Consider the following 18,253-nt stretch of genomic DNA (forward strand, 5'->3'; position numbering starts at 1 on the left):
ATGCCGCGCTGGCGGCAGTGTTACATCTGCGGCGGCCACGGGCGCATGTGGTCAGCCTCGGCCCACGCGGTCACAAATTCGGGAAGTGGCGGCGAGGTCGCATCCTGCCCCATCTCGGCCAGAACCTGCGCGGGCGGGATCATGCCTTTCTTGGAGGTCACGGCGCCGCGGATCAGCACATGCGATGTGCAGTCTCCGTCCTTCGTGAACATCGCATGTTCGAGCCAGATCCAGCGATCGTCCCAGCCGAGGCAACGCGAGCGCATCTCGATTTTCTGGAACGCCTGCACCCGGCGGCGATAGCGCGTGGTGTTCCCGGCGACCACGATGCCCCATTTGTTGCGCTTGAGCGCATCCCAGAGCCCGGTGCGGATCGCGAGCGGAATCCGCCCCAGATCAAAGAGCGTCAGCGTGCGCCCGTTGTTGAGCTCCATCCACAGGTCGATGTCCCACGGCCAGCAGATATGCTGGCTGACATGGGTGCCCGTGATCGGCAACGCCGGGGCGTTGCGGAACTTCACGATCTCTTTGGCCATGCGGATAACGGGATACATGCGCCCAGAGGTGCTGCGCCGCAGCGGGGCGGTCAAGAGAGACGTTACGGAAAATGCGCGCCAGCCTGCGGTTGCAATGGGGCTGCGCCTCGCTTACCTGTCTTTGCGATCCAAAGCGGAGGTTTCGATGGTCACGCTCTTTCAGGCCCTGGTGCTGATCCTGAACGTCATCTGGTTCGTCATGATCGCCCATATCATCATGAGCTGGCTGATCAATTTTCAGGTGCTGAACCTGCGCCAACCCTTGGTGGCGCAAATCTGGTTCGGTCTGAATAACCTGCTGGAGCCGATCTACGGGCGCATCCGGCGCTTCCTGCCCGACACGGGCGGGCTCGATCTGGCGCCGCTGGTGGCCTTCATCATCCTGATCATCATCCGTCAGGCGCTGTTCAACAACGCGGCCTTCTTCTACGGCAACAGCTTCTGATGCCAGCGGCTGCGGCAGCCGAAGCCCCCGCAGAGCTACTGGCGCGGGTCTGGGGGTTCGACGCCTTCCGGCCCGGTCAGGAAGAGATCGTGCGAGCGGTGATCGAGGGCCGGAACGTGCTCGCGATCATGCCGACGGGTGGCGGTAAATCGCTGTGTTATCAATTGCCTGCGCTGGCGCGCGAGGGCGTGACGGTGGTGATCTCGCCGCTGATCGCGCTGATGCGCGATCAGGTCCGCGCGCTACGGCAGGCGGGCGTCGAGGCGGGCGCGCTGACCTCGGGCAATACCGAGGAGGAGACCGAGGAGGTCTTCACCGCGATCGATGAGGGGCGGCTGAAGCTTCTCTACATGGCGCCCGAACGTCTGGCCTCGGGCGGGGCGCAGCATCTGCTCAAACGCGCGGGCGTCAGCCTGATCGCGGTGGACGAGGCGCATTGCGTCAGCCAATGGGGCCATGATTTCCGGCCCGATTACCTGCGCATCGGCGAGCTGCGCCGCAGCCTCGGCGTGCCGCTCGCGGCTTTCACCGCGACTGCGGATGAGGAAACCCGGACCGAAATCGTCACGCGCCTGTTCGACGGGCAGGCGCCGGAAAGCTTCCTGCGTGGCTTCGACCGTCCGAATATTCATCTGGCGTTTTCGCCCAAGGATCAGCCGCGCCAACAGATTCTGCGCTTCGCCGCCGCGCGTAAAGGGCAGTCGGGCATCGTCTATTGCGGCACGCGGGCGAAAACCGAGAGTTTGGCCAAAGCGCTGTCCGAGGCCGGGCATCTGGCCTGTCACTATCACGGCGGGATGGAGGCCGATGACCGCCGCGCCGTGGAGACCCGCTTTCAGCGCGAAGACGGGCTGATCGTGGTGGCGACGGTCGCCTTCGGGATGGGCGTCGACAAGCCCGATATCCGCTGGGTCGCCCATGCCGATCTGCCCAAAAGCATCGAGGCTTACTATCAGGAGATCGGTCGCGCGGGACGCGATGGCGCCGCCGCCGAGACGCTGACGCTTTACGGACCCGACGACATCAAGCTGCGCCGGTCCCAGATCGACGAGGGGCTGGCCCCGCCCGAGCGCAAGGAGGCCGATCACGGACGTCTGAACGCGCTGCTGGGTCTGGCCGAGGCAACCGAATGCCGCCGGGTGAAGCTGCTGCGCTATTTCGGCGAAGAGGCCGCGCCCTGCGGGCATTGCGACCTGTGCGATACGCCGCCCGAGCTGTTCGACGGGACAGAGGCCGTGCGCAAGGCTCTGTCCGCCGCGCTGCGCTCGGAAGAGCGGTTCGGCGCGGGGCATCTGATCGAGATCCTGCTGGGCTCGCAGACCGACAAGATCAAGCAATGGGGCCATGACAAGCTGCCGACCTACGGGGTCGGGCGCGATCTGAGCCGCCCGCAATGGCAGGCGGTGTTCCGGCAGATGATGGGGCATGACCTGATCCGGCCCGACGCGTCGCGGCACGGCGCGCTGGTGATGACCCAGACCGCGCATCCGATCCTGCGCGGCGAGCAGTCGATCACCCTGCGTCGCGATCTGGTGGCGAAGGCGAAGACCAAGCATGTGGTCAAGACGCTGGTGAGCGACGACGACGCGCCGCTTCTCTCGGCGCTGAAGGCGAAGCGGCGTGCGCTGGCCGAGGCGCAGGGCGTGCCCGCCTATGTCGTCTTCACCGACCGCACCCTGATCGAGATGGCCGAGAAACGTCCCGGAACGCTCGACGAGATGGCCGGGATCAGCGGTGTCGGTGCGAAGAAGCTGGAAAGCTACGGCACGGAGTTTCTGGAGGTGATCGCGGGCGCGGTGGAAGAGATGCACCCGCTGCGCCGCAAGCTGGCAGGCTCGACCGAGGGGGAGATCTACGACCGTCTGGCCGATGCGCAACGAAATCTCGAACGCGGCGCGGATGGCTATGATCGCCCGCTCTCCTGTTCGGCCTCGACGATCCGCAAGATCGCCGAGACGAAGCCACGCTCGCGCGATGACCTCGCCCGGATTTCGAACCTGCCCGAGGCGAAGCTCGACCGCTTTGCCGAGGCGTTCCTCGCGGTGCTGGCCGACTACCGCTAAGCGGGCTGGTCGATCGCGGGTGGGCGCGCATCTGCGGGGCGGTCCGACAGGATGCGTTCGGTAATCTCACGCTTTTTCAGAGGCTTGGTCAGGTAGTGGTCGATCCCGGCGGCGAGGATGCCCTCGCTGTCGCCCTCCATCGCATGGGCGGTGAGCGCGCAGATCGGCACATGCGCGGAGCCTTCCGCGGCCCGGATTTCGCGCGCTGCCTCGCGCCCGTCCATGCCGGGCATCGAGATGTCCATGAAGATCAGATCGGGCTGGAAACTACGCCACAGCGCGACCGCCTCGTGGCCGTTATTGGCGAAGCGCAGATCGATATCGAGATCCTTCACCATCTTGGAAAAGACCAGCTGATTGGTGCGGTTATCCTCGGCGGCGAGGACGCGCATCGCGCGCCGCTCGGTCAGGTCTGGTGGCGGGCCGGGCGGCGGCGGATCAGGCGTGGCATCGGCCGCCCGCGACAGGTCCTGCAATGCGCGGAACAATTCCGAGCGCAGCACCGGTTTTTGCAGACAGCCGGTGATACCGTCGCCCATCGCGGCCTTCGCCGCCTCCGGGTCGGAACTGAGAAGCAGGATCGGCACGTCACCGCCATCCGCCCGCAGCCTCTGCGCGAGCGCCACCCCGTCGAGTGCGGGCATTTGGTGATCGGTCAGGATCACGTCGAAGGCGCTGCCATCCTCGATCACCTGCAACGCCTCCTCGCCGGAGCGGCAAAGCGTCACCTCCAGCCCGTAGGTCTGCAATTGCCGTTCCAGAATGACGCGATTGACCAGAAGATCGTCGACCACCAGCGCCGCGCGCAGCGTGATTGGCGGGGAGGGGGCGTCGATCGGTTCGACTGGTTCGGCGCGGGGCAGCACCAGTTTGAGGCCGAAACACGAGCCTTCGCCGGGCGCGCTGTCCACCCAGACCTCGCCGCCCATCAGCTCCACCAGTTGGCGGGTGATCGCGAGGCCAAGCCCGGTGCCTTCGAATTTGCGATTACTCTCGGCCTCGACCTGATTGAACTCGCCGAAGACGTGATCGAGCAGTTCGGGCGCGATGCCGATGCCGGTGTCTTCGACCGTGATATGCAGCTCGTAATGACCGGCCTCGCGTTCGACCCCCACGACGCGGGCAAGGACGTGACCGGCATCGGTGAACTTCACCGCATTGCCCAGAAGGTTGGTCAGAATCTGCCGCATCCGCCCGGGATCGGCCTCGAACCGGGTGGGCAGAAACAGGTCGTAATCCACCAGCAGCTTCACCTCGCGGTCCTTGGCGGAGGGCTGCAACAGCACCATGACCTCGTGCAGGCAGCGTTCGAGATCGAAGGGTTCGGGGTAAAGCCGCATCCGCTCCGCCTCGATCTTCGAGTAATCCAGCACGTCGTTGATGATGGTCAGAAGCGCCTCGCCCGAAGACCGGATGGTCTCGGCGAACAGGCGCTGTTCCTCGGTCAGATCGGTCTCGGCCAGCAGGTCGGCCATGCCCACGACGCCGTTCATCGGGGTGCGGATCTCGTGGCTCATATTGGCGAGGAAGGCGGATTTCGCGCGGTTCGCCGCCTCCGCCCGGTCGCGGGCCTCTCGCAGTTCGACCTCGCGCGCGACGGCGCTGGTGATATCCTGCGCGAAGGTGACCAGATCGCCCTGCGCGCCCCATGTGTCGTTGAGCCGGAACCAGCGGCCATCCTGCGTGCGTAGCTCCATTGGGGGGATTTCGGTGCGGCGGATGCGTTCGCACATCTTGAAATGCCAATCGAGCGGATCGCGCCCCTGCAGGTCGAAGAAGCCGCTTTCTGCCGCGATGCGCGTCACCTCGTCATAGGAAACGCCGAGGCCGATCGCGATTTCCCCTTCGAAAAAGCCCAGAAACAGTTGGTTGGCGGCGACGAGGCGCAGGTCGCTGTCGAAGACCGCGAAGCCGTCCGAGATCGAATTGACCGCATGCCAGAGCCGCGCCTGCGCGATCTGGGCGAGCGAATTGGCCCGTTCGAGATCGTTGCGCACGCGGCTGTTTTCGCCCAGCAAGGTTTCGCGTTCGCTCAGCGCACGGGCGAGGCCCTCGCGCTGCTCCACCACCTGATCGGAGAGCATGCGCGCGTGCTGGGCCAGCTTCTGGTTGGCGGCGAACAGCTCCTGGCGCTTCTGCTCCAACAGCTTTTCCGCCGCGAGTCGCCCGCGGCGTTCCTGTGCCAGTTTCTCTGCGATCGCCTTGTGCATGGACGCGGCAATGCCCCCCGTATGGTCCGGGAGGCAGAGTTGCAGTGCTGCGTGAAAGGCGGGTTAACCGCGATGAGGGGCGGGCGGGAAAATCCTTAAATTGCTATGGATTGCCCGCCCGCTTGACCTTCAAAGGTCGAGTCTCAGAGACGCTCGATCGACAGCGCGATGCCTTGGCCGCCACCGATGCACATGGTGACGAGGCCGTGCTTGCCGCCGGTGCGCTCCAGCGCGTGCAGCGCCTTCACGATCAGGATCGCGCCGGTGGCGCCGACCGGGTGGCCGAGCGCGATCGCGCCGCCATCGGGGTTCACCTTCGACGCATCCAGACCCAGCTCGCGCGAGACGGCCAGCGCCTGCGAGGCGAAGGCTTCGTTGCTCTCGATCCAGTCGAAATCGGAGGCCTGCATGCCGGTCTTTTCCAGCAGCGCGCGCACGGCGGGGATCGGGCCGAGGCCCATCACTTCGGGGCGCACGCCCGCGATGGCGTAGCCGGTGATCTTGGCGCGCGGGGTCAGGCCTGCTTCTTTCGCGGCCTCTTCGCGGGCCAGAACCAGCGCCGCCGCACCGTCATTGATGCCCGAGGCGTTGCCCGCCGTGACCGAGCCGTCCTTCTGGAAGACCGGCTTGAGCGAGCCAAGCTTCTCGAGGCTCGTCTGTTTCGGGTGCTCGTCGGTGTCGAAGACGGTCGTGCCCTTGCGCGTGGTGATCTCGACGGGGGCGATCTCTTCCTTGAAGTGCCCCTCGGAGATGGCCTTGGCCGCGCGCTCCTGGCTTTCCATCGCGAAGGCGTCCTGCTCTTCGCGCGAGATCGAACACTCGGCGGCCACGTTCTCGGCGGTCACGCCCATATGGCCGGTGCCGAAGGGGCACGACAGCGCGCCGGTCATCATGTCGAGCATCTTCGCGTCGCCCATCTTCTGACCGAAGCGGGCAGCGGGCAGGATATAGGGCGATTTGCTCATCACCTCGGCGCCGCCGGCCAGCGCGAAATCGGCATCGCCCATCATCAGCATCTGCGCTGCCGAGATGACCGCCTGCACGCCGGAGCCGCAAAGACGGTTCACGTTCATCGCGGGCGTGCCGACCGGGACGCCTGCATTCACCGCCGCCACGCGGCTGAGATACATGTCGCGCGGTTCGGTGTTGATGATATGGCCGAAGACCACCTGACCGATCTTGTCCGCCGACACGCCCGCCCGCGAGATCGCCTCTTTCGAGACATGGGTGGCGAGGTCGATCGGCGCGAAGCCGGACAGCGTGCCGCCGAACGTGCCGATAGGCGTGCGGGTGCCGGAGAGAATGACGATACCGGTCATGGGTAGCCTCCAATGTTTGGGTCGGCGAGAGGGTAGCGAATGGGCTGACCCCGCGCCAGCAGGGCCAAGCGGTTATGACGAGACGTCATTTGGCCGGGCGGTGGGTTGAAACTCTCGGCCAAGGGGACACATTCTAGAAAACGAATATGACTAGGAGGCCGACATGACTGCCAACCCGATCGTCAAAGGGTTCTGGGATAAACCCACCGGAAGCTGGCAATACGTCTTTCACGACCCCGATACGATGAAGGGGGCCGTGGTCGATCCGGTCTGGGATTACGACCATCAGGCGGGCGCCACGACGCTGGGCAACGCCGAGAAAATTCTTGATTACGTCAAGGCCGAGGGGATCGACGTGGAGTGGGTGCTCGATACGCATCCCCATGCCGACCACTTTTCCTCCGCCGTGTGGCTGGCTGAGAAACTGGGCGCCAAGCGCGGCATCGGCGAGCGCGTGCGCAAGGTGCAAAGCCTCTGGGCCGAGATCTACAACACGCCCGAGCTGCCGCAGGACGGGCGGCAATGGGATCACCTGTTCGCCGAGGGCGAGACGTTCAGGATCGGTAATCTCGACGTGAAGGTGATGCTGTCGACCGGGCATACGCTGGCCTCGATCACCTATGTCGTGGGCGATGCGGCCTTCGTGCATGATACGCTGATGCAGCCCGAAAGCGGTACGAGCCGGGCGGATTTCCCAGGCGGATCTGCGGCCGAGCTGTGGGATTCGATCCGGGCGATCCTCGATCTGCCCGCCGAGACGCGGCTGTTCATCGGGCACGACTATCCGGGCGAGGGCAAGGAGCCGCAGACCGGCGCGACCGTCGCCGATCACCGCAAGCACAACAAGCACGTCAAGGACGGCATCACCCGCGAGGAGTACATCAAGACCCGCGAAGCGCGTGATGCGACCCTGCCGCTGCCCAAGCTGATGCTGGCCGCGTTGCAGGTGAATATCCGCGGCGGGCGCAAGCCCGAGGCCGAGGCGGACGGGCGGTCTTACCTGAAAATCCCGCTCGACTATTTCGAGCCGCGGTAACGCTCAGCCGCGCGGCAGTTCGGCCCGGCCCTCGGGCGTCAGAAGCCACGCGTCGCGGCCTTCTATGACTGCGGTCGAGAGCGGGTGGCCATAGCCCGCACCGGAATCGAGATTGAGGCGGTTACCGTAATGGGTGGCCGCCTTGATATTTGTATGGCCGTGCACGATCAGCGCCCCGTGGTCGCGGCTGTCGGTCAGGAAGGGTTTGCGAATCCACAGGAGGTCATCCTCCACCTGATCCTCCATCGCCACGCCGGGCCGGATACCCGCATGGACGAAGATCGCCTCGCCGCGCGGGAAATAGGCGGGCTGTCCCGCGAGCCAGTCGCGATGGGCCTGCGGGATCGCGGATAGTTCCTTCGCGACCTCGTCGAGCGGGCGGGAGAAAGCGTTCTCGATGCCGTAGCTTTCCAGCGTCGCCTCGCCGCCCACGCGTGGATTGAGATAGGAGACCTCCGCGCTCAGGATCGGGTCTTCGGTATAGGGATCGTCGAGAAAGCCGAGGAACATCCGGTCGTGATTGCCACGCAGCACGATCCAGTTCTCGCCGCTTTGCTGGCCTTTCATCAGGTAATCGATCACCCCGGCAGAGTCCGGTCCGCGATCGACCAGATCGCCGACATGCACGATCGGGGCCTCGGTCTCGCCGCATGCCGCGCGATCCGCTGCGATCAGCTCATGCGCGCGCTTGAGCTTGTCGAGATGTCCGTGAATGTCGCCGATCGCATAGGTGCGCATGCCTGTCCCTTCCAATGAAAAGGCCCCCCGCGCGCGGCGGAGGGCCCGGATTCAACCGTTCAGCTAGATCAGCCGAGAACGAATTCCAGCGGTTTGACCTGCTTGAAGCCACCCGAGGTTTTCAGCGCGTCGACCACGTCCTGACCGACGGCCTCGTCGACATAGGCGATGGCGATCGCCTCGCCGCCCTGCTTCGAACGACCCAAGGTGAAGTTCGCGAGGTTCACGCCCTTCTGGCCGAGGATCGTGCCGAGTTTGCCGATGATGCCGGGCACGTCGTCGTTGGTGGTGTAGAGCATGTGCTCGCCCACTTCGGCGTCTATGTTGATGCCTTTGATCTGGATGAAGCGCGGCTTGCCATCCGAGAACACGGTGCCCGCGATCGAGCGTTCCTTGCTCTCCGAGACGACGGTGACCTTGATGTAGCCTTCGAAGATACCGGTCTGGTCCTGCGAGGTGGTCGAGATCTGGATGCCGCGCTCTTTTGCGATGACCGGGGCGGAGACCATGTTCACGTCCGGCTGGCTGGCTTTCAGGATGCCCGAAACCACGGCGGCGTCGAGCGCCTTGAGGTTCATCTCGGACGCCACACCGTCGAAGGTGATGTTGATCGCCTTGATCGCATCTTCGGTCATCTGACCGATGAAGCCGCCGAGGTGCTGCGCGAGACGGACCCACGGGCCCATGACTTTCGCCTCTTCGGCGGTCATCGAGGGCATGTTGAGCGCGTTCTCGACAGCGCCGTCCAGCAGGTAGTTCGACATCTGCTCTGCGACTTGCAGGGCGACGTTTTCCTGCGCTTCGGTGGTCGAGGCGCCGAGGTGCGGCGTGCAGACCACGTTCGGCAGGCCGAACAGGACGTTATCGGTCGCCGGTTCCTCGGCGAAGACGTCGAAGGCCGCGCCCGCGACATGGCCGGACTTGATGAGATCGGCCAGCGCCTGCTCGTCGACCAGACCGCCACGCGCACAGTTGATGATGCGCACACCGGGCTTGGTTTTCTGCAGGTTCTCCTTCGAGAGGATGTTGCGGGTCGAATCCGTCAGCGGCACGTGCAGCGTGATGAAATCGGCGCGACGCAGCAGCTCGTCCAGCTCGACCTTCTCGACGCCCATGTTGGCCGCCTTCTCTTCGCTCAGGAAGGGGTCATAGGCCACGACCTTCATCTTCAGGCCACGCGCACGGTCGCAGACGATACCACCGATATTGCCCGCACCGATCACGCCGAGCGTCTTGGCGGTCAGTTCGACCCCCATGAATTTCGACTTTTCCCATTTGCCGGCCTGCGTCGAGGCATCGGCTTCGGGGATCTGGCGCGCAACGGCGAACATCATCGCGATGGCGTGCTCGGCGGTGGTGATCATGTTGCCGAAGGGCGTGTTCATCACGATCACGCCTTTCTTGCTCGAGGCTTCCTTGTCGACATTGTCGGTGCCGATACCGGCGCGGCCGACGACTTTCAGGTTGGTCGCGCTTTCGAGCAGTTTCGCCGTGACCTTGGTGGCCGAGCGGATGGCGAGACCGTCATACTTGCCGATCACCTCAGCGAGCTTTTCCTTGTCCTTGCCGAGCGAGGGTTCGAAATCGACCTCGATGCCACGGTCGCGGAAGATCTGGACGGCGGTTTCCGAGAGCTTGTCGGAGACGAGAACCTTGGGGGCCATTTTCTGGGCTCCTTGAATTTTCAGAATATTGGGAAAGGACGGGCCCGGAGGCCCGCCAATCTGTCACGGATCACGCTTGCGCGGCGATCTCGGCCTCGAAGGCGTATTCGACCCAAGGCATCAGCGCCTCGACATCCGCCGTCTCGACGGTGGAGCCGCACCAGATGCGCAGACCGGCCGGGGCGTCGCGATAGGCGCCGAGATCGAGGCCCACGCCTTCGGCTTCGAGCCGCTTCGCGACGGATTTGGCGAAGGCCGCGCCGTCCTTGATGCGATCGTCGGTGAACTTCACGCAAACGGAGGTGGTCGACGCGGTCGCCGGATCATTGGCGAGGTTCGCGATCCACGGCTTTTCAGCGCAGAAATCCCACACGACTTTCGCGTTGGCATCGGCGCGGTCGATCAGGCCTTTCAGCCCACCCACCGATTTCGCCCAAGTGAGCGACACGAGGTAATCTTCGACGCAGAGCATCGAGGGGGTGTTGATCGTCTCACCCTTGAAGATGCCCTCATTCAGCTTGCCGCCCTTGGTCATGCGGAAGATCTTCGGCAGCGGCCAGGCGGGGGTGTAGTTTTCCAGACGCTCGACCGCGCGGGGCGACAGGATCAGCACGCCGTGACCGCCTTCACCGCCCAGCACTTTCTGCCAGGAGAAGGTGGTGACATCGAGCTTGTCCCAGGGCAGGTCCATCGCGAAAGCGGCCGAGGTGGCGTCGCAGATGGTCAGGCCTTCGCGGTCCGCCGGGATCGCATCGCCATTGGGAACGCGCACGCCCGAGGTGGTGCCGTTCCACGTGAAAACCACGTCGGTGTTGAAGTCGATGGTGGAGAAGTCGACGATATCGCCATAGTCGGCGGTCTTCGTCTCGGCCTCGATCTTGAGCTGCTTGACCACGTCGGTCACCCAGCCCGCGCCGAAGCTTTCCCAAGCGACCATCGTCGCCTTGCGCTCGCCCAACAGCGACCACATCGCCATTTCGACGGCGCCGGTGTCGGAGGCGGGCACGATGCCGATGCGGTAATCGGCAGGCACGCCCAGAATTTCGCGGGTGGTGTCGATCGCCTCTTTCAGCTTCGCCTTGCCGATAGCGGCACGGTGCGAACGGCCCAGGGGCGCGTCATTGAGCATGTCGAGGGAGAAACCGGGAATCTTCGTGCAGGGGCCCGAAGAAAAACGCGGGTTAGCCGGCCGCGTAGCCGGAGCTTGAATAGCCATTGCTGGTATCCTTCCAGATATATGCCCTTCGTTGGGGAAGGGTGTCCCGCCGCCGCAGATACGCTTGCGCCCGCTCTGGCGCAAGGAGAATTTTTGGTCTAATGCGCCGCATCAGGTCACGGATACGACATTTGAACCGACATTCCCCAAGGAGCGCGCATGTTTACCGCCACGCTGATCGCTGACCCGACAGAGGCCAATCTGGATCAAGGCACGCTGGATGCGCTTTGCGGTGCATGGGGCGGCGGCGCGGCGCGTTGGCTCAACCCGAATGTCGCGGCCGAGTTCATGGTGGACCGCGTGCCGTCGAATCGCTGGGAGGCCTGGGAGGGCCTGCAGGGGCTGGGCGTCGATCTGGTCGTGCAGCCCACCGAGGGGCGACGCAAGCAGATGCTGCTGGCGGATATGGACTCGACGATGATCCAGCAGGAATGCATCGACGAGCTGGCCGATGTCGCGGGCGTCGGCGAGCGGGTGAAAGAGATCACCGCGCGGGCGATGAATGGCGAGCTGGACTTCGAAGGCGCGCTGACCGAGCGGGTGGGGCTGCTGAAGGGGCTGCCCGAGAGCGTGATTTCCGAGGTCATCGAAAAGCGCATCAGCTTCATGCCGGGCGGGCACGATCTGGTGGCGACGATGAAGGCCAACGGCGCTTACTGTGCGCTGGTCTCGGGCGGGTTCACGGCGTTCACTGGTTATGTGGCGGAGACGCTTGGGTTTGACGAGAACCGCGCGAACCTGCTGCTGGTCGAGGAAGGCAAGCTGACGGGCGTGCCCTCGCAGCCGATCCTTGGGCGTGAAGCCAAAGTTCAGGCTTTGCTGGAAATTTCGGAAAAGCTGAAGCTGGACCATGCGCAGGTTATGGCCGTGGGTGACGGGGCGAACGATCTGGGGATGCTGAAGCTCGCCGGTGCGGGCGTGGCGCTGCATGCCAAACCCTCGGTCGCGGCGGAATGCGACATCCGGATCAACTTCGGCGATCTGAGCGCTCTGCTCTACATTCAGGGCTACGCGGTGGAAGACTTCGCCTGACCGCCCTGCCAGACCTCAGTCAGGCGCCAGTCATCATCGAAATGCACCAGATCCCCGGCGAAGCCCGGCGCGATCCGGCCCACCGGCGCACCGATTGCCTCTGCCGGGATACGGCTGGCCATCGCGAGCGCCTGTTCCGGTGACACGCCGACCGTCTCGATCATGAAGCGCACGGCCTGCGGCAGCGACAGATCGGCCCCGGCAAGCGTGCCATCCTCCAGCCGCAGAGCCCCGTCGCGCCGCTGGATGCGGCGACCGGCGAGATCGAATTCCATCAGATCGGACCCGGCGCAGGCCATCGCGTCGGAGACGAGGAAGACCTCGCCCTGCCGTTTCGCCGCCAGCGCCAGCCGGATCGTCTCGGGATGCACATGGATGCCATCCGCGATCAGACCCGCGGAGACCGGTTGCGACAGCGCCGCGCCGACAAGGCCCGGCTCGCGCGAGCCCAGCTGGCTCATCGCGTTGAAGAGATGCGTGACCATCCGCGCGCCCGCCGCGATGGCCTCCTGAGCCTCCGAGAAGCTGCACTCCGAATGGCCGAGGCTGACGACGATCCCGGCCTCGGACAGCCGCGCGATCTGCTCGGGCGTCGCATTGGCAGGCGAGAGCGTCAGGAGCAGCGCGGGCAACCCGGTCTTCGCCTCGAGCAGCGTCTCGATGTCTTCCTCGTCCAGCGGGCGGATGCAGCCGGGCGGATGGCAGCCGGGGCGCTTGGGGTCGAGATGCGGGCCCTCCAGATGCAACCCGCCGAATCCCGGAACGCGCGTGACGGCGGCGATGCCCGCGGCCAGCACCGTCTGGGTCGCGGCGCGTGTATCGGTGATCAGCGTCGGCAGGATCGTGGTCGCGCCGAGAGCGGTATGCGCGGCGCAGATGGTGGAGATCGTCTCGAGCGTCGCGTGCCCGTCGAGCATCACGCCGCCCCCGCCATTCACCTGCAGATCGACGAGACCGGGCGCGAGCGTGCCGCCCGGAAACTCGACCACCTCGCCCTCAGGCATCTCCGCGATCGGGCAGAGCACCGAAATTCGACCCTGTTCCAGCACAATCGCATGGTTTTCATGGAAGGCTGTGCCGTCGAAAACACGCGCGCCCGTCAGGATCAGCTTGTCCAAAACGCATCCTCCATCGCCAATGCCAGGGCGCCGTCCAGCGCGTTGCCTTTCGCGGCCCGTTGCGGCCAGTCGTCGAGCGCAAGACCCTCTCCTAGCCCGCCGAGCCAGGTCACCGGAAGCGGTTCTTCGGGCTGCAACAGCGCGATCGCCGCGCGAATCTCGGCCTGCGCCGCATCGCGCACGGCGACGGCGGCGGGGTCGGTCGATTGAAGGATGCGCGGCGCAAACCGCGCCCAATCGGCAGGGGTCGCGTCGAGGCTGAAAGCGATCAGCCCGTTGCGCCCATCCATCTCTTCGAGCAGCTCGCGCAGGAGCGGCGTCACCGCGCAGAACCCGTCGAGCGCACGTCCGGCCCGCATCCCGAGCGCCCGACCTATCCACGCGCCCGAGCCCTCATCGCCCAGCCGCAAACCCCAGCCACCGATCGCGTGCTGCTGACCGTCCAGCTGCCGCGCGAAAAACGAACCAGTGCCGATGGCCGCGACGATCCCGTCCTCGGGCCCCAGTGCACCGCGCACCGAGGTCGTTACGTCCTGCACCACGCGGGCCGGAAACGGCAGCTCGGCGGCCAAGGCCTCTGCGGCCGGCGCATGGTTCGCCCCCGCCAGCCCGAGCACCGCGCGAATCTCGCGCGCGTCGATAGTGCCCATCGCGGTTTCGATGGCGGTGAAGATGTGATGACGCGCCTCGTCATAGTCCGAGGCGATGTTCGCAGGGCCGGAGTCGCCACGCCCGATGACACGGCCAGAACCGTCGGCAAAAACCGCCCGGCACCCGCTGCCTCCGCCATCGACCGCAATGAAATGCATCCCCGCCTCCGTTTTGTGCGTAACAGTGCCAAATAGCGGCCCCGAGAGAAAGCGCGTAACGAAATCCGCGCGCGAAACGACTTGGGGAAAGATCGCATCGCCTCTATCACTGGGGCGTGACCCACGGGAGAGCTATGCGCAAACCTCTGATATTCCTTGGCCTGACCGCTTTGGCGGTGATCGCGGCCTTTCTGGTGGCCGATCCCGACCCCGAGCGGCTGCGCGCGCTGCGCGACAGCCTCGCCGCGTGGCGCGAGGCGCATCCGCTGGCGCTGCCCATCGGGTTCTTCGTCACTTACGTCGTGGTGACGGCGCTGTCGCTGCCCTTCGCGGTCTGGCTGACGCTGCTGGGTGCGGCGCTTTTGGGGTTCTGGCAGGGGCTGGTGCTTATCTCGTTCGCGTCCTCCATCGGGGCGCTGCTGGCCTTTCTCGTCGCGCGCTACCTGATGCGCGACTGGGTGCGCGGACGGCTTGGCCCGCGGCTGGCGAAGATCGAGAAAGGGGCGGCGCGCGACGGCGAGTTCTATCTTTTCTCGCTGCGGCTGATCCCGGTCGTGCCGTTCTTCGTCATCAACCTCGCCTTTGGGCTGACCCGGATGAAGGCCTGGAAATTCTACGCGGTCTCGCAGCTCGGCATGCTGCCCGGCACGGCCGTCTATGTCGCGGCGGGCGCGCAACTGGGCGATCTGAACAGCCTGTCGGGGATCGTCTCGCCGGGGCTGCTCGGAGCCTTCGCGGCGCTGGCGGTGTTTCCCTGGGTGGCGCGCGCGGCGCTGCGGGTCTGGGCACGCAAGCGTGCCTATCGCGGCTATGAACGCCCGGCCAAGTTCGACCGCAACCTCATCGTGATCGGGGCCGGGGCTGCGGGGCTGGTGGCCTCCTATGTCGCGGCGCAGGCGAAGGCGAAGGTGACGCTGGTGCAGGAAGGCCCGATGGGCGGCGATTGCCTGAATTTCGGCTGCGTGCCGTCGAAGGCGCTGATCGCCTCGGCTCGGGCTGCGGGCGTGGCGCGCGGCTCCGAGGCGCTGGGCGTGCGCGCGGATGTCTCGGTCGATTGGCCCGTGGTCACGCAGCGGATCTCCGAGGTGATCGCGCAGATCGCGCCGAATGATTCCGTGGAGCGCTATGAGGGTCTCGGCGTCGAGGTGATCGAGGGCCATGCGCGGCTGGAAGACCCGTGGACGGTGCGTGTAGGCGATGAGCGCCTGACCGCGCGCGGAGTGGTGCTTGCGACCGGCGCGGCGCCCGTGATCCCGCCGATCGAGGGGATCGGATCGGTCGAGCCCCTGACCTCGGACACGTTGTGGGAGACGCTCGCCGCGATGCCTGCGCCGCCCGAGAGGATGGTGATCCTCGGCGGCGGTCCGATCGGCTGCGAAATCGCGCAGGCGCTGGCGCGGCTGGGCGCGGGCGTCACCGTGGTCGAGGCGGCGGAGCGGCTGTTGATCCGTGAGGATGTCGAAGCCTCGGACGCCATCGCTGAGGCGTTGCGCGCCGATGGGGTCGACCTGAAGCTCGGCGCGAAGGCGATCCGTTTCGGACACGATGACAGCAAATGGCTGGAGCTGGAGGACGGCTCGAAGATCGAATTCGACACGCTTCTGGTGGCGGTCGGGCGCAAGGCGCGGCTCGAAGGTTTCGGGCTGGAGGAGCTGGGCATTCCGGCGAACAAGGTGATCGAGACGAACGACTACCTCGAAACCCTCATGCCCAATATCTACGCCGCAGGCGATGCGGCGGGGCCGTTGCAACTGACCAATGCGGCGGGGCATCAGGGCTGGATCGCGGCGGCCAATGCGCTGGCCTCCCCATTCTGGCGGTTCAAGGCCCATGCCGCGCCGATCCCGCATGCGGTCTTCACCTCGCCCGAACTGGCGCGGGTGGGGATGACAGCTGCGGAAGCCGAGGCCGAGGGCGTGCATCACGAGGTCACGACCTATCCGCTGGGCGATCTCGACCGCGCGCTGGCCGAAGGGGCGGGGCAAGGCTTCGTGCGCATCGTCACCGCGAAAGGCTCCGACAAGATTCTTGGCGCGACGGTCTGCGGGGCGCATGCGGCCGAGGTGCTGGCGGAATTCGCGCTGGCGATGCGGCACGGGTTGGGCTTGGGCAAGATCCTCTCGACGCCGCATATCTATCCCAGCTGGTCCGAAGCCGCGAAGAACGCCGCCGGGCGTTGGCGTCAGGCCCATGTGAACCCGCGCACGCTGCGGATCGCCGAGCGCTTCATGACCTGGAGGCGCGGATGATCGACGCTGCTCTCCTGCCGCTGCAACGTGCCATGATGCAGCCCCCCGCCGAGGCGCTGGCCGCGCGCGGTATCCGCGCCGATCAGGTGACGGTGGCGGGCTTCGCGCTGGGCCTTCTGGCGATCCCGGCGCTGGCGTTCCACGCCTATTGGCTGGCGCTGGCGCTGATCCTTATCAACCGGATCGCGGACGGGCTCGACGGGGCCATCGCGCGGATCAAGGGACCGACCGATCGCGGGGCGTTCCTCGATATTGCGCTGGATTTTCTGTTCTACGCGCTGATCCCGGTGGGCTTCGCGCTTGCCGATCCCGCGCGCAACGCGCTGGCCGCGACCATCCTGATCGCGGCCTTCGTCGGCACCGGGTCGAGCTTCCTCGCCTTCGCCTCCATCGCCGCCAAGCGCGGGATGAGCACCGATGCCTATCCGACCAAGGGCATCTACTACCTCGGCGGGCTGACCGAAGGGGCCGAGACGATCCTGTTCTTCTCGGCGATCTGCCTGTTTCCGCAGGCCTTCCCGATCCTCGCAGACCTCTTCGCCGCCGCCTGTTTCGTGACCACCGTGACCCGCTGGCTGATGGGCTGGCGGGCGTTTTCCTGAACGGAGAGAGTATGAGAAACCTCCTTGCCGCCCCGGTTCTTGCCGCGAGTTTCGCGCTGCCGCTCGCATCCCCCGCCTTCGCCGATTGGGCGCAGACCGAGGCCGAGGCGAAGGGCCAGACGGTCTATTTCAACGCCTGGGGCGGCGATCCGCGCACCAATGCGTTCATCGATTGGGTGTCCGACCAGATGCAGGAGAAATACGGCGTCACGGTCGAGCAGGTGAAGCTGTCCGACACCGCCGAGGCGGTCTCGCGCGTGCAGGCCGAGAAGGCGGCAGGCAAGGATGAGGGCGGTGCGGTGGACCTCATCTGGATCAACGGGCCGAACTTTCTGGCGATGAAAGAGGCGGGCTTGCTGCATGGGCCGTTCGTTTCCGATCTGCCCAATGCGAAATATCTCGACCTGTCGGAAGGCTCGGCGGCCACGACCGATTTCACGGTGCCGACCGAGGGCTATGAGAGCCCGTGGCGGCTTGCGAAATTCGCCTTCGCCTATGATGCGGAGCGGGTGAGCGATCCGCCGAAGGATATGGCGGGGCTTCTGGACTGGGCGAAGGCGCATCCGGGTCGCTTCACCCATCCCAACCCGTCGAATTTCATGGGGGCGAGCTTCCTCAAGCAGGCTTTGGTCGAGCTGGCGCCCGATCCGGCGGCACTGGCGCAGCCCGTGACGGATGAGGCCTATGCCAAGGAAACTGCGCCGCTCTGGGCGTGGTATGACGCGCTGCGCCCGCTGATGCGGCGTGAAGGCAAATCCTTCCCCGAGAATGAGAGCGTGCAGGCGCAATTGTTGGCCGATGGCGAGGTCGATTTCGCGATGTTCTTCGATCCGGCGGCACCGGCTGCGATGATCGAGCAGGGCGTGCTGCCGCCCTCGGTCCGCGTCTGGGTGCCCGAAGGCGGCACGATCGGGAATATCTCTTACGTCGCGATCCCCTATAACGCGGCGCATCAGGCCGGGGCGGAGCTGGTCGCGAATTTCCTGCTCGATCCGGCCACGCAGGCGCATATGCAGGATATCCGCGTGCTGGGCAGTTTCTCGGTGCTTGATCCGGCAAAGCTGGATGCCGATGCGAAACAGGCTTTCGCGGACCTGCCCACGGCGCCTGCGCTGCCGACGCTGGATGATCTCGGGCCGACGCTCCCCGAGCCGCATCCGAGCTGGATGACGAAGCTCACCGAGGACTGGGCGCAGCGCTACACGAAGTGAGGGTT

Annotated in this window: 15 protein-coding genes; 7 read left to right on the plus strand and 8 right to left on the minus strand. The window is 65.6% G+C overall.

Translation table 11 applies throughout. The annotated features are described in order from the left end of the window. Positions 1 to 20: 20 nt before the first annotated feature. On the minus strand, positions 21 to 554 hold the full coding sequence (locus AXZ77_RS00960; protein ID WP_098409689.1) for an acyl-CoA thioesterase: 534 nt from the start codon (positions 552 to 554) through the stop codon (positions 21 to 23). A 127-nt stretch (positions 555 to 681) separates the two neighbouring features. On the opposite strand from AXZ77_RS00960, the gene AXZ77_RS00965 reads away from it, so the two are divergent. Together AXZ77_RS00965 and recQ are read left to right on the plus strand one after the other, a co-directional pair. After that, positions 682 to 981, plus strand: a complete 300-nt coding sequence (locus AXZ77_RS00965; protein WP_075775346.1) for a YggT family protein — start codon at positions 682 to 684, stop codon at positions 979 to 981. Next, the gene (gene recQ / locus AXZ77_RS00970) at positions 981 to 3,044 is read left to right on the plus strand and encodes a DNA helicase RecQ (RefSeq protein WP_098409690.1); all 2,064 of its coding nucleotides are present in this window, start codon (positions 981 to 983) and stop codon (positions 3,042 to 3,044) included. The genes AXZ77_RS00965 and recQ overlap by 1 nt, the downstream gene beginning before the upstream one ends. Here recQ and AXZ77_RS00975 read toward each other — a convergent pair. Then, entirely contained in the window at positions 3,041 to 5,254 is a 2,214-nt protein-coding gene (locus AXZ77_RS00975) for a response regulator (protein WP_098409691.1), read from the minus strand. The two genes, recQ and AXZ77_RS00975, sit on opposite strands and share 4 nt — an antisense overlap. Before the next feature lie 143 nt (positions 5,255 to 5,397). Continuing rightward, positions 5,398 to 6,573 (minus strand): acetyl-CoA C-acyltransferase family protein, encoded by a 1,176-nt coding sequence (locus AXZ77_RS00980; protein WP_078550877.1) that lies wholly within the window; start codon positions 6,571 to 6,573, stop codon positions 5,398 to 5,400. Positions 6,574 to 6,736: 163 nt separating this feature from the next. Here AXZ77_RS00980 and AXZ77_RS00985 point away from each other — a divergent pair, with 163 nt between their 5' ends. Beyond that, on the plus strand, positions 6,737 to 7,609 hold the full coding sequence (locus AXZ77_RS00985; RefSeq protein WP_098409692.1) for an MBL fold metallo-hydrolase: 873 nt from the start codon (positions 6,737 to 6,739) through the stop codon (positions 7,607 to 7,609). A 3-nt stretch (positions 7,610 to 7,612) separates the two neighbouring features. On the opposite strand, the gene AXZ77_RS00990 is transcribed toward AXZ77_RS00985, so the two are convergent. From AXZ77_RS00990 to AXZ77_RS01000, 3 genes are all read right to left on the minus strand, one after another. Continuing rightward, entirely contained in the window at positions 7,613 to 8,347 is a 735-nt protein-coding gene (locus tag AXZ77_RS00990) for a metallophosphoesterase family protein (RefSeq protein ID WP_098409693.1), read from the minus strand. Between the two features lie 68 nt (positions 8,348 to 8,415). Further along, positions 8,416 to 10,011, minus strand: coding sequence for a phosphoglycerate dehydrogenase (serA, locus tag AXZ77_RS00995; protein ID WP_098409694.1), 1,596 nt, complete (start codon positions 10,009 to 10,011; stop codon positions 8,416 to 8,418). Between the two features lie 70 nt (positions 10,012 to 10,081). After that, positions 10,082 to 11,227, minus strand: a complete 1,146-nt coding sequence (locus AXZ77_RS01000) for a phosphoserine transaminase (protein WP_098409695.1) — start codon at positions 11,225 to 11,227, stop codon at positions 10,082 to 10,084. Positions 11,228 to 11,386: 159 nt separating this feature from the next. Between AXZ77_RS01000 and serB the strand changes: the two genes are divergently transcribed. Beyond that, positions 11,387 to 12,259 (plus strand): phosphoserine phosphatase SerB, encoded by an 873-nt coding sequence (gene serB / locus AXZ77_RS01005; protein ID WP_098409696.1) that lies wholly within the window; start codon positions 11,387 to 11,389, stop codon positions 12,257 to 12,259. Here the strand turns inward: serB and nagA are convergent. Beyond that, the gene (nagA, locus tag AXZ77_RS01010; protein ID WP_098409697.1) at positions 12,235 to 13,377 is read right to left on the minus strand and encodes an N-acetylglucosamine-6-phosphate deacetylase; all 1,143 of its coding nucleotides are present in this window, start codon (positions 13,375 to 13,377) and stop codon (positions 12,235 to 12,237) included. The genes serB and nagA overlap by 25 nt on opposite strands. Further along, entirely contained in the window at positions 13,365 to 14,186 is an 822-nt protein-coding gene (locus tag AXZ77_RS01015) for a BadF/BadG/BcrA/BcrD ATPase family protein (protein ID WP_098409698.1), read from the minus strand. Before AXZ77_RS01015 ends, nagA begins: the two co-directional genes overlap by 13 nt. Positions 14,187 to 14,320: 134 nt before the next feature. Here AXZ77_RS01015 and AXZ77_RS01020 point away from each other — a divergent pair, with 134 nt between their 5' ends. Genes AXZ77_RS01020 through AXZ77_RS01030 form a run of 3 tightly spaced genes read left to right on the plus strand, consistent with a single transcriptional unit; the run spans position 14,321 to position 18,248 of the window. Further along, positions 14,321 to 16,435, plus strand: a complete 2,115-nt coding sequence (locus tag AXZ77_RS01020; RefSeq protein WP_098409699.1) for an FAD-dependent oxidoreductase — start codon at positions 14,321 to 14,323, stop codon at positions 16,433 to 16,435. After that, positions 16,432 to 17,037, plus strand: coding sequence for a CDP-alcohol phosphatidyltransferase family protein (locus AXZ77_RS01025; RefSeq protein WP_098409700.1), 606 nt, complete (start codon positions 16,432 to 16,434; stop codon positions 17,035 to 17,037). The genes AXZ77_RS01020 and AXZ77_RS01025 overlap by 4 nt, the downstream gene beginning before the upstream one ends. 11 nt (positions 17,038 to 17,048) lie before the next feature. After that, positions 17,049 to 18,248, plus strand: a complete 1,200-nt coding sequence (locus AXZ77_RS01030) for an ABC transporter substrate-binding protein (RefSeq protein WP_098409701.1) — start codon at positions 17,049 to 17,051, stop codon at positions 18,246 to 18,248. Positions 18,249 to 18,253: the final 5 nt, after the last annotated feature.

Source organism: Thioclava sp. ES.031 (genome assembly GCF_002563775.1).
Taxonomy (GTDB): domain Bacteria; phylum Pseudomonadota; class Alphaproteobacteria; order Rhodobacterales; family Rhodobacteraceae; genus Thioclava.

What these genes read in the sequence shown, in the direction of transcription:
- AXZ77_RS00960 (WP_098409689.1), bottom strand. Translation starts at nt 554, where the DNA reads ATGTATCCCGTTATCCGCATGGCCAAAGAGATCGTGAAGTTCCGCAAC.
- AXZ77_RS00965 (WP_075775346.1), top strand. Translation starts at nt 682, where the DNA reads ATGGTCACGCTCTTTCAGGCCCTGGTGCTGATCCTGAACGTCATCTGG.
- recQ (WP_098409690.1), top strand. Translation starts at nt 981, where the DNA reads ATGCCAGCGGCTGCGGCAGCCGAAGCCCCCGCAGAGCTACTGGCGCGG.
- AXZ77_RS00975 (WP_098409691.1), bottom strand. Translation starts at nt 5,254, where the DNA reads ATGCACAAGGCGATCGCAGAGAAACTGGCACAGGAACGCCGCGGGCGA.
- AXZ77_RS00980 (WP_078550877.1), bottom strand. Translation starts at nt 6,573, where the DNA reads ATGACCGGTATCGTCATTCTCTCCGGCACCCGCACGCCTATCGGCACG.
- AXZ77_RS00985 (WP_098409692.1), top strand. Translation starts at nt 6,737, where the DNA reads ATGACTGCCAACCCGATCGTCAAAGGGTTCTGGGATAAACCCACCGGA.
- AXZ77_RS00990 (WP_098409693.1), bottom strand. Translation starts at nt 8,347, where the DNA reads ATGCGCACCTATGCGATCGGCGACATTCACGGACATCTCGACAAGCTC.
- serA (WP_098409694.1), bottom strand. Translation starts at nt 10,011, where the DNA reads ATGGCCCCCAAGGTTCTCGTCTCCGACAAGCTCTCGGAAACCGCCGTC.
- AXZ77_RS01000 (WP_098409695.1), bottom strand. Translation starts at nt 11,227, where the DNA reads ATGGCTATTCAAGCTCCGGCTACGCGGCCGGCTAACCCGCGTTTTTCT.
- serB (WP_098409696.1), top strand. Translation starts at nt 11,387, where the DNA reads ATGTTTACCGCCACGCTGATCGCTGACCCGACAGAGGCCAATCTGGAT.
- AXZ77_RS01015 (WP_098409698.1), bottom strand. Translation starts at nt 14,186, where the DNA reads ATGCATTTCATTGCGGTCGATGGCGGAGGCAGCGGGTGCCGGGCGGTT.
- AXZ77_RS01020 (WP_098409699.1), top strand. Translation starts at nt 14,321, where the DNA reads ATGCGCAAACCTCTGATATTCCTTGGCCTGACCGCTTTGGCGGTGATC.
- AXZ77_RS01025 (WP_098409700.1), top strand. Translation starts at nt 16,432, where the DNA reads ATGATCGACGCTGCTCTCCTGCCGCTGCAACGTGCCATGATGCAGCCC.
- AXZ77_RS01030 (WP_098409701.1), top strand. Translation starts at nt 17,049, where the DNA reads ATGAGAAACCTCCTTGCCGCCCCGGTTCTTGCCGCGAGTTTCGCGCTG.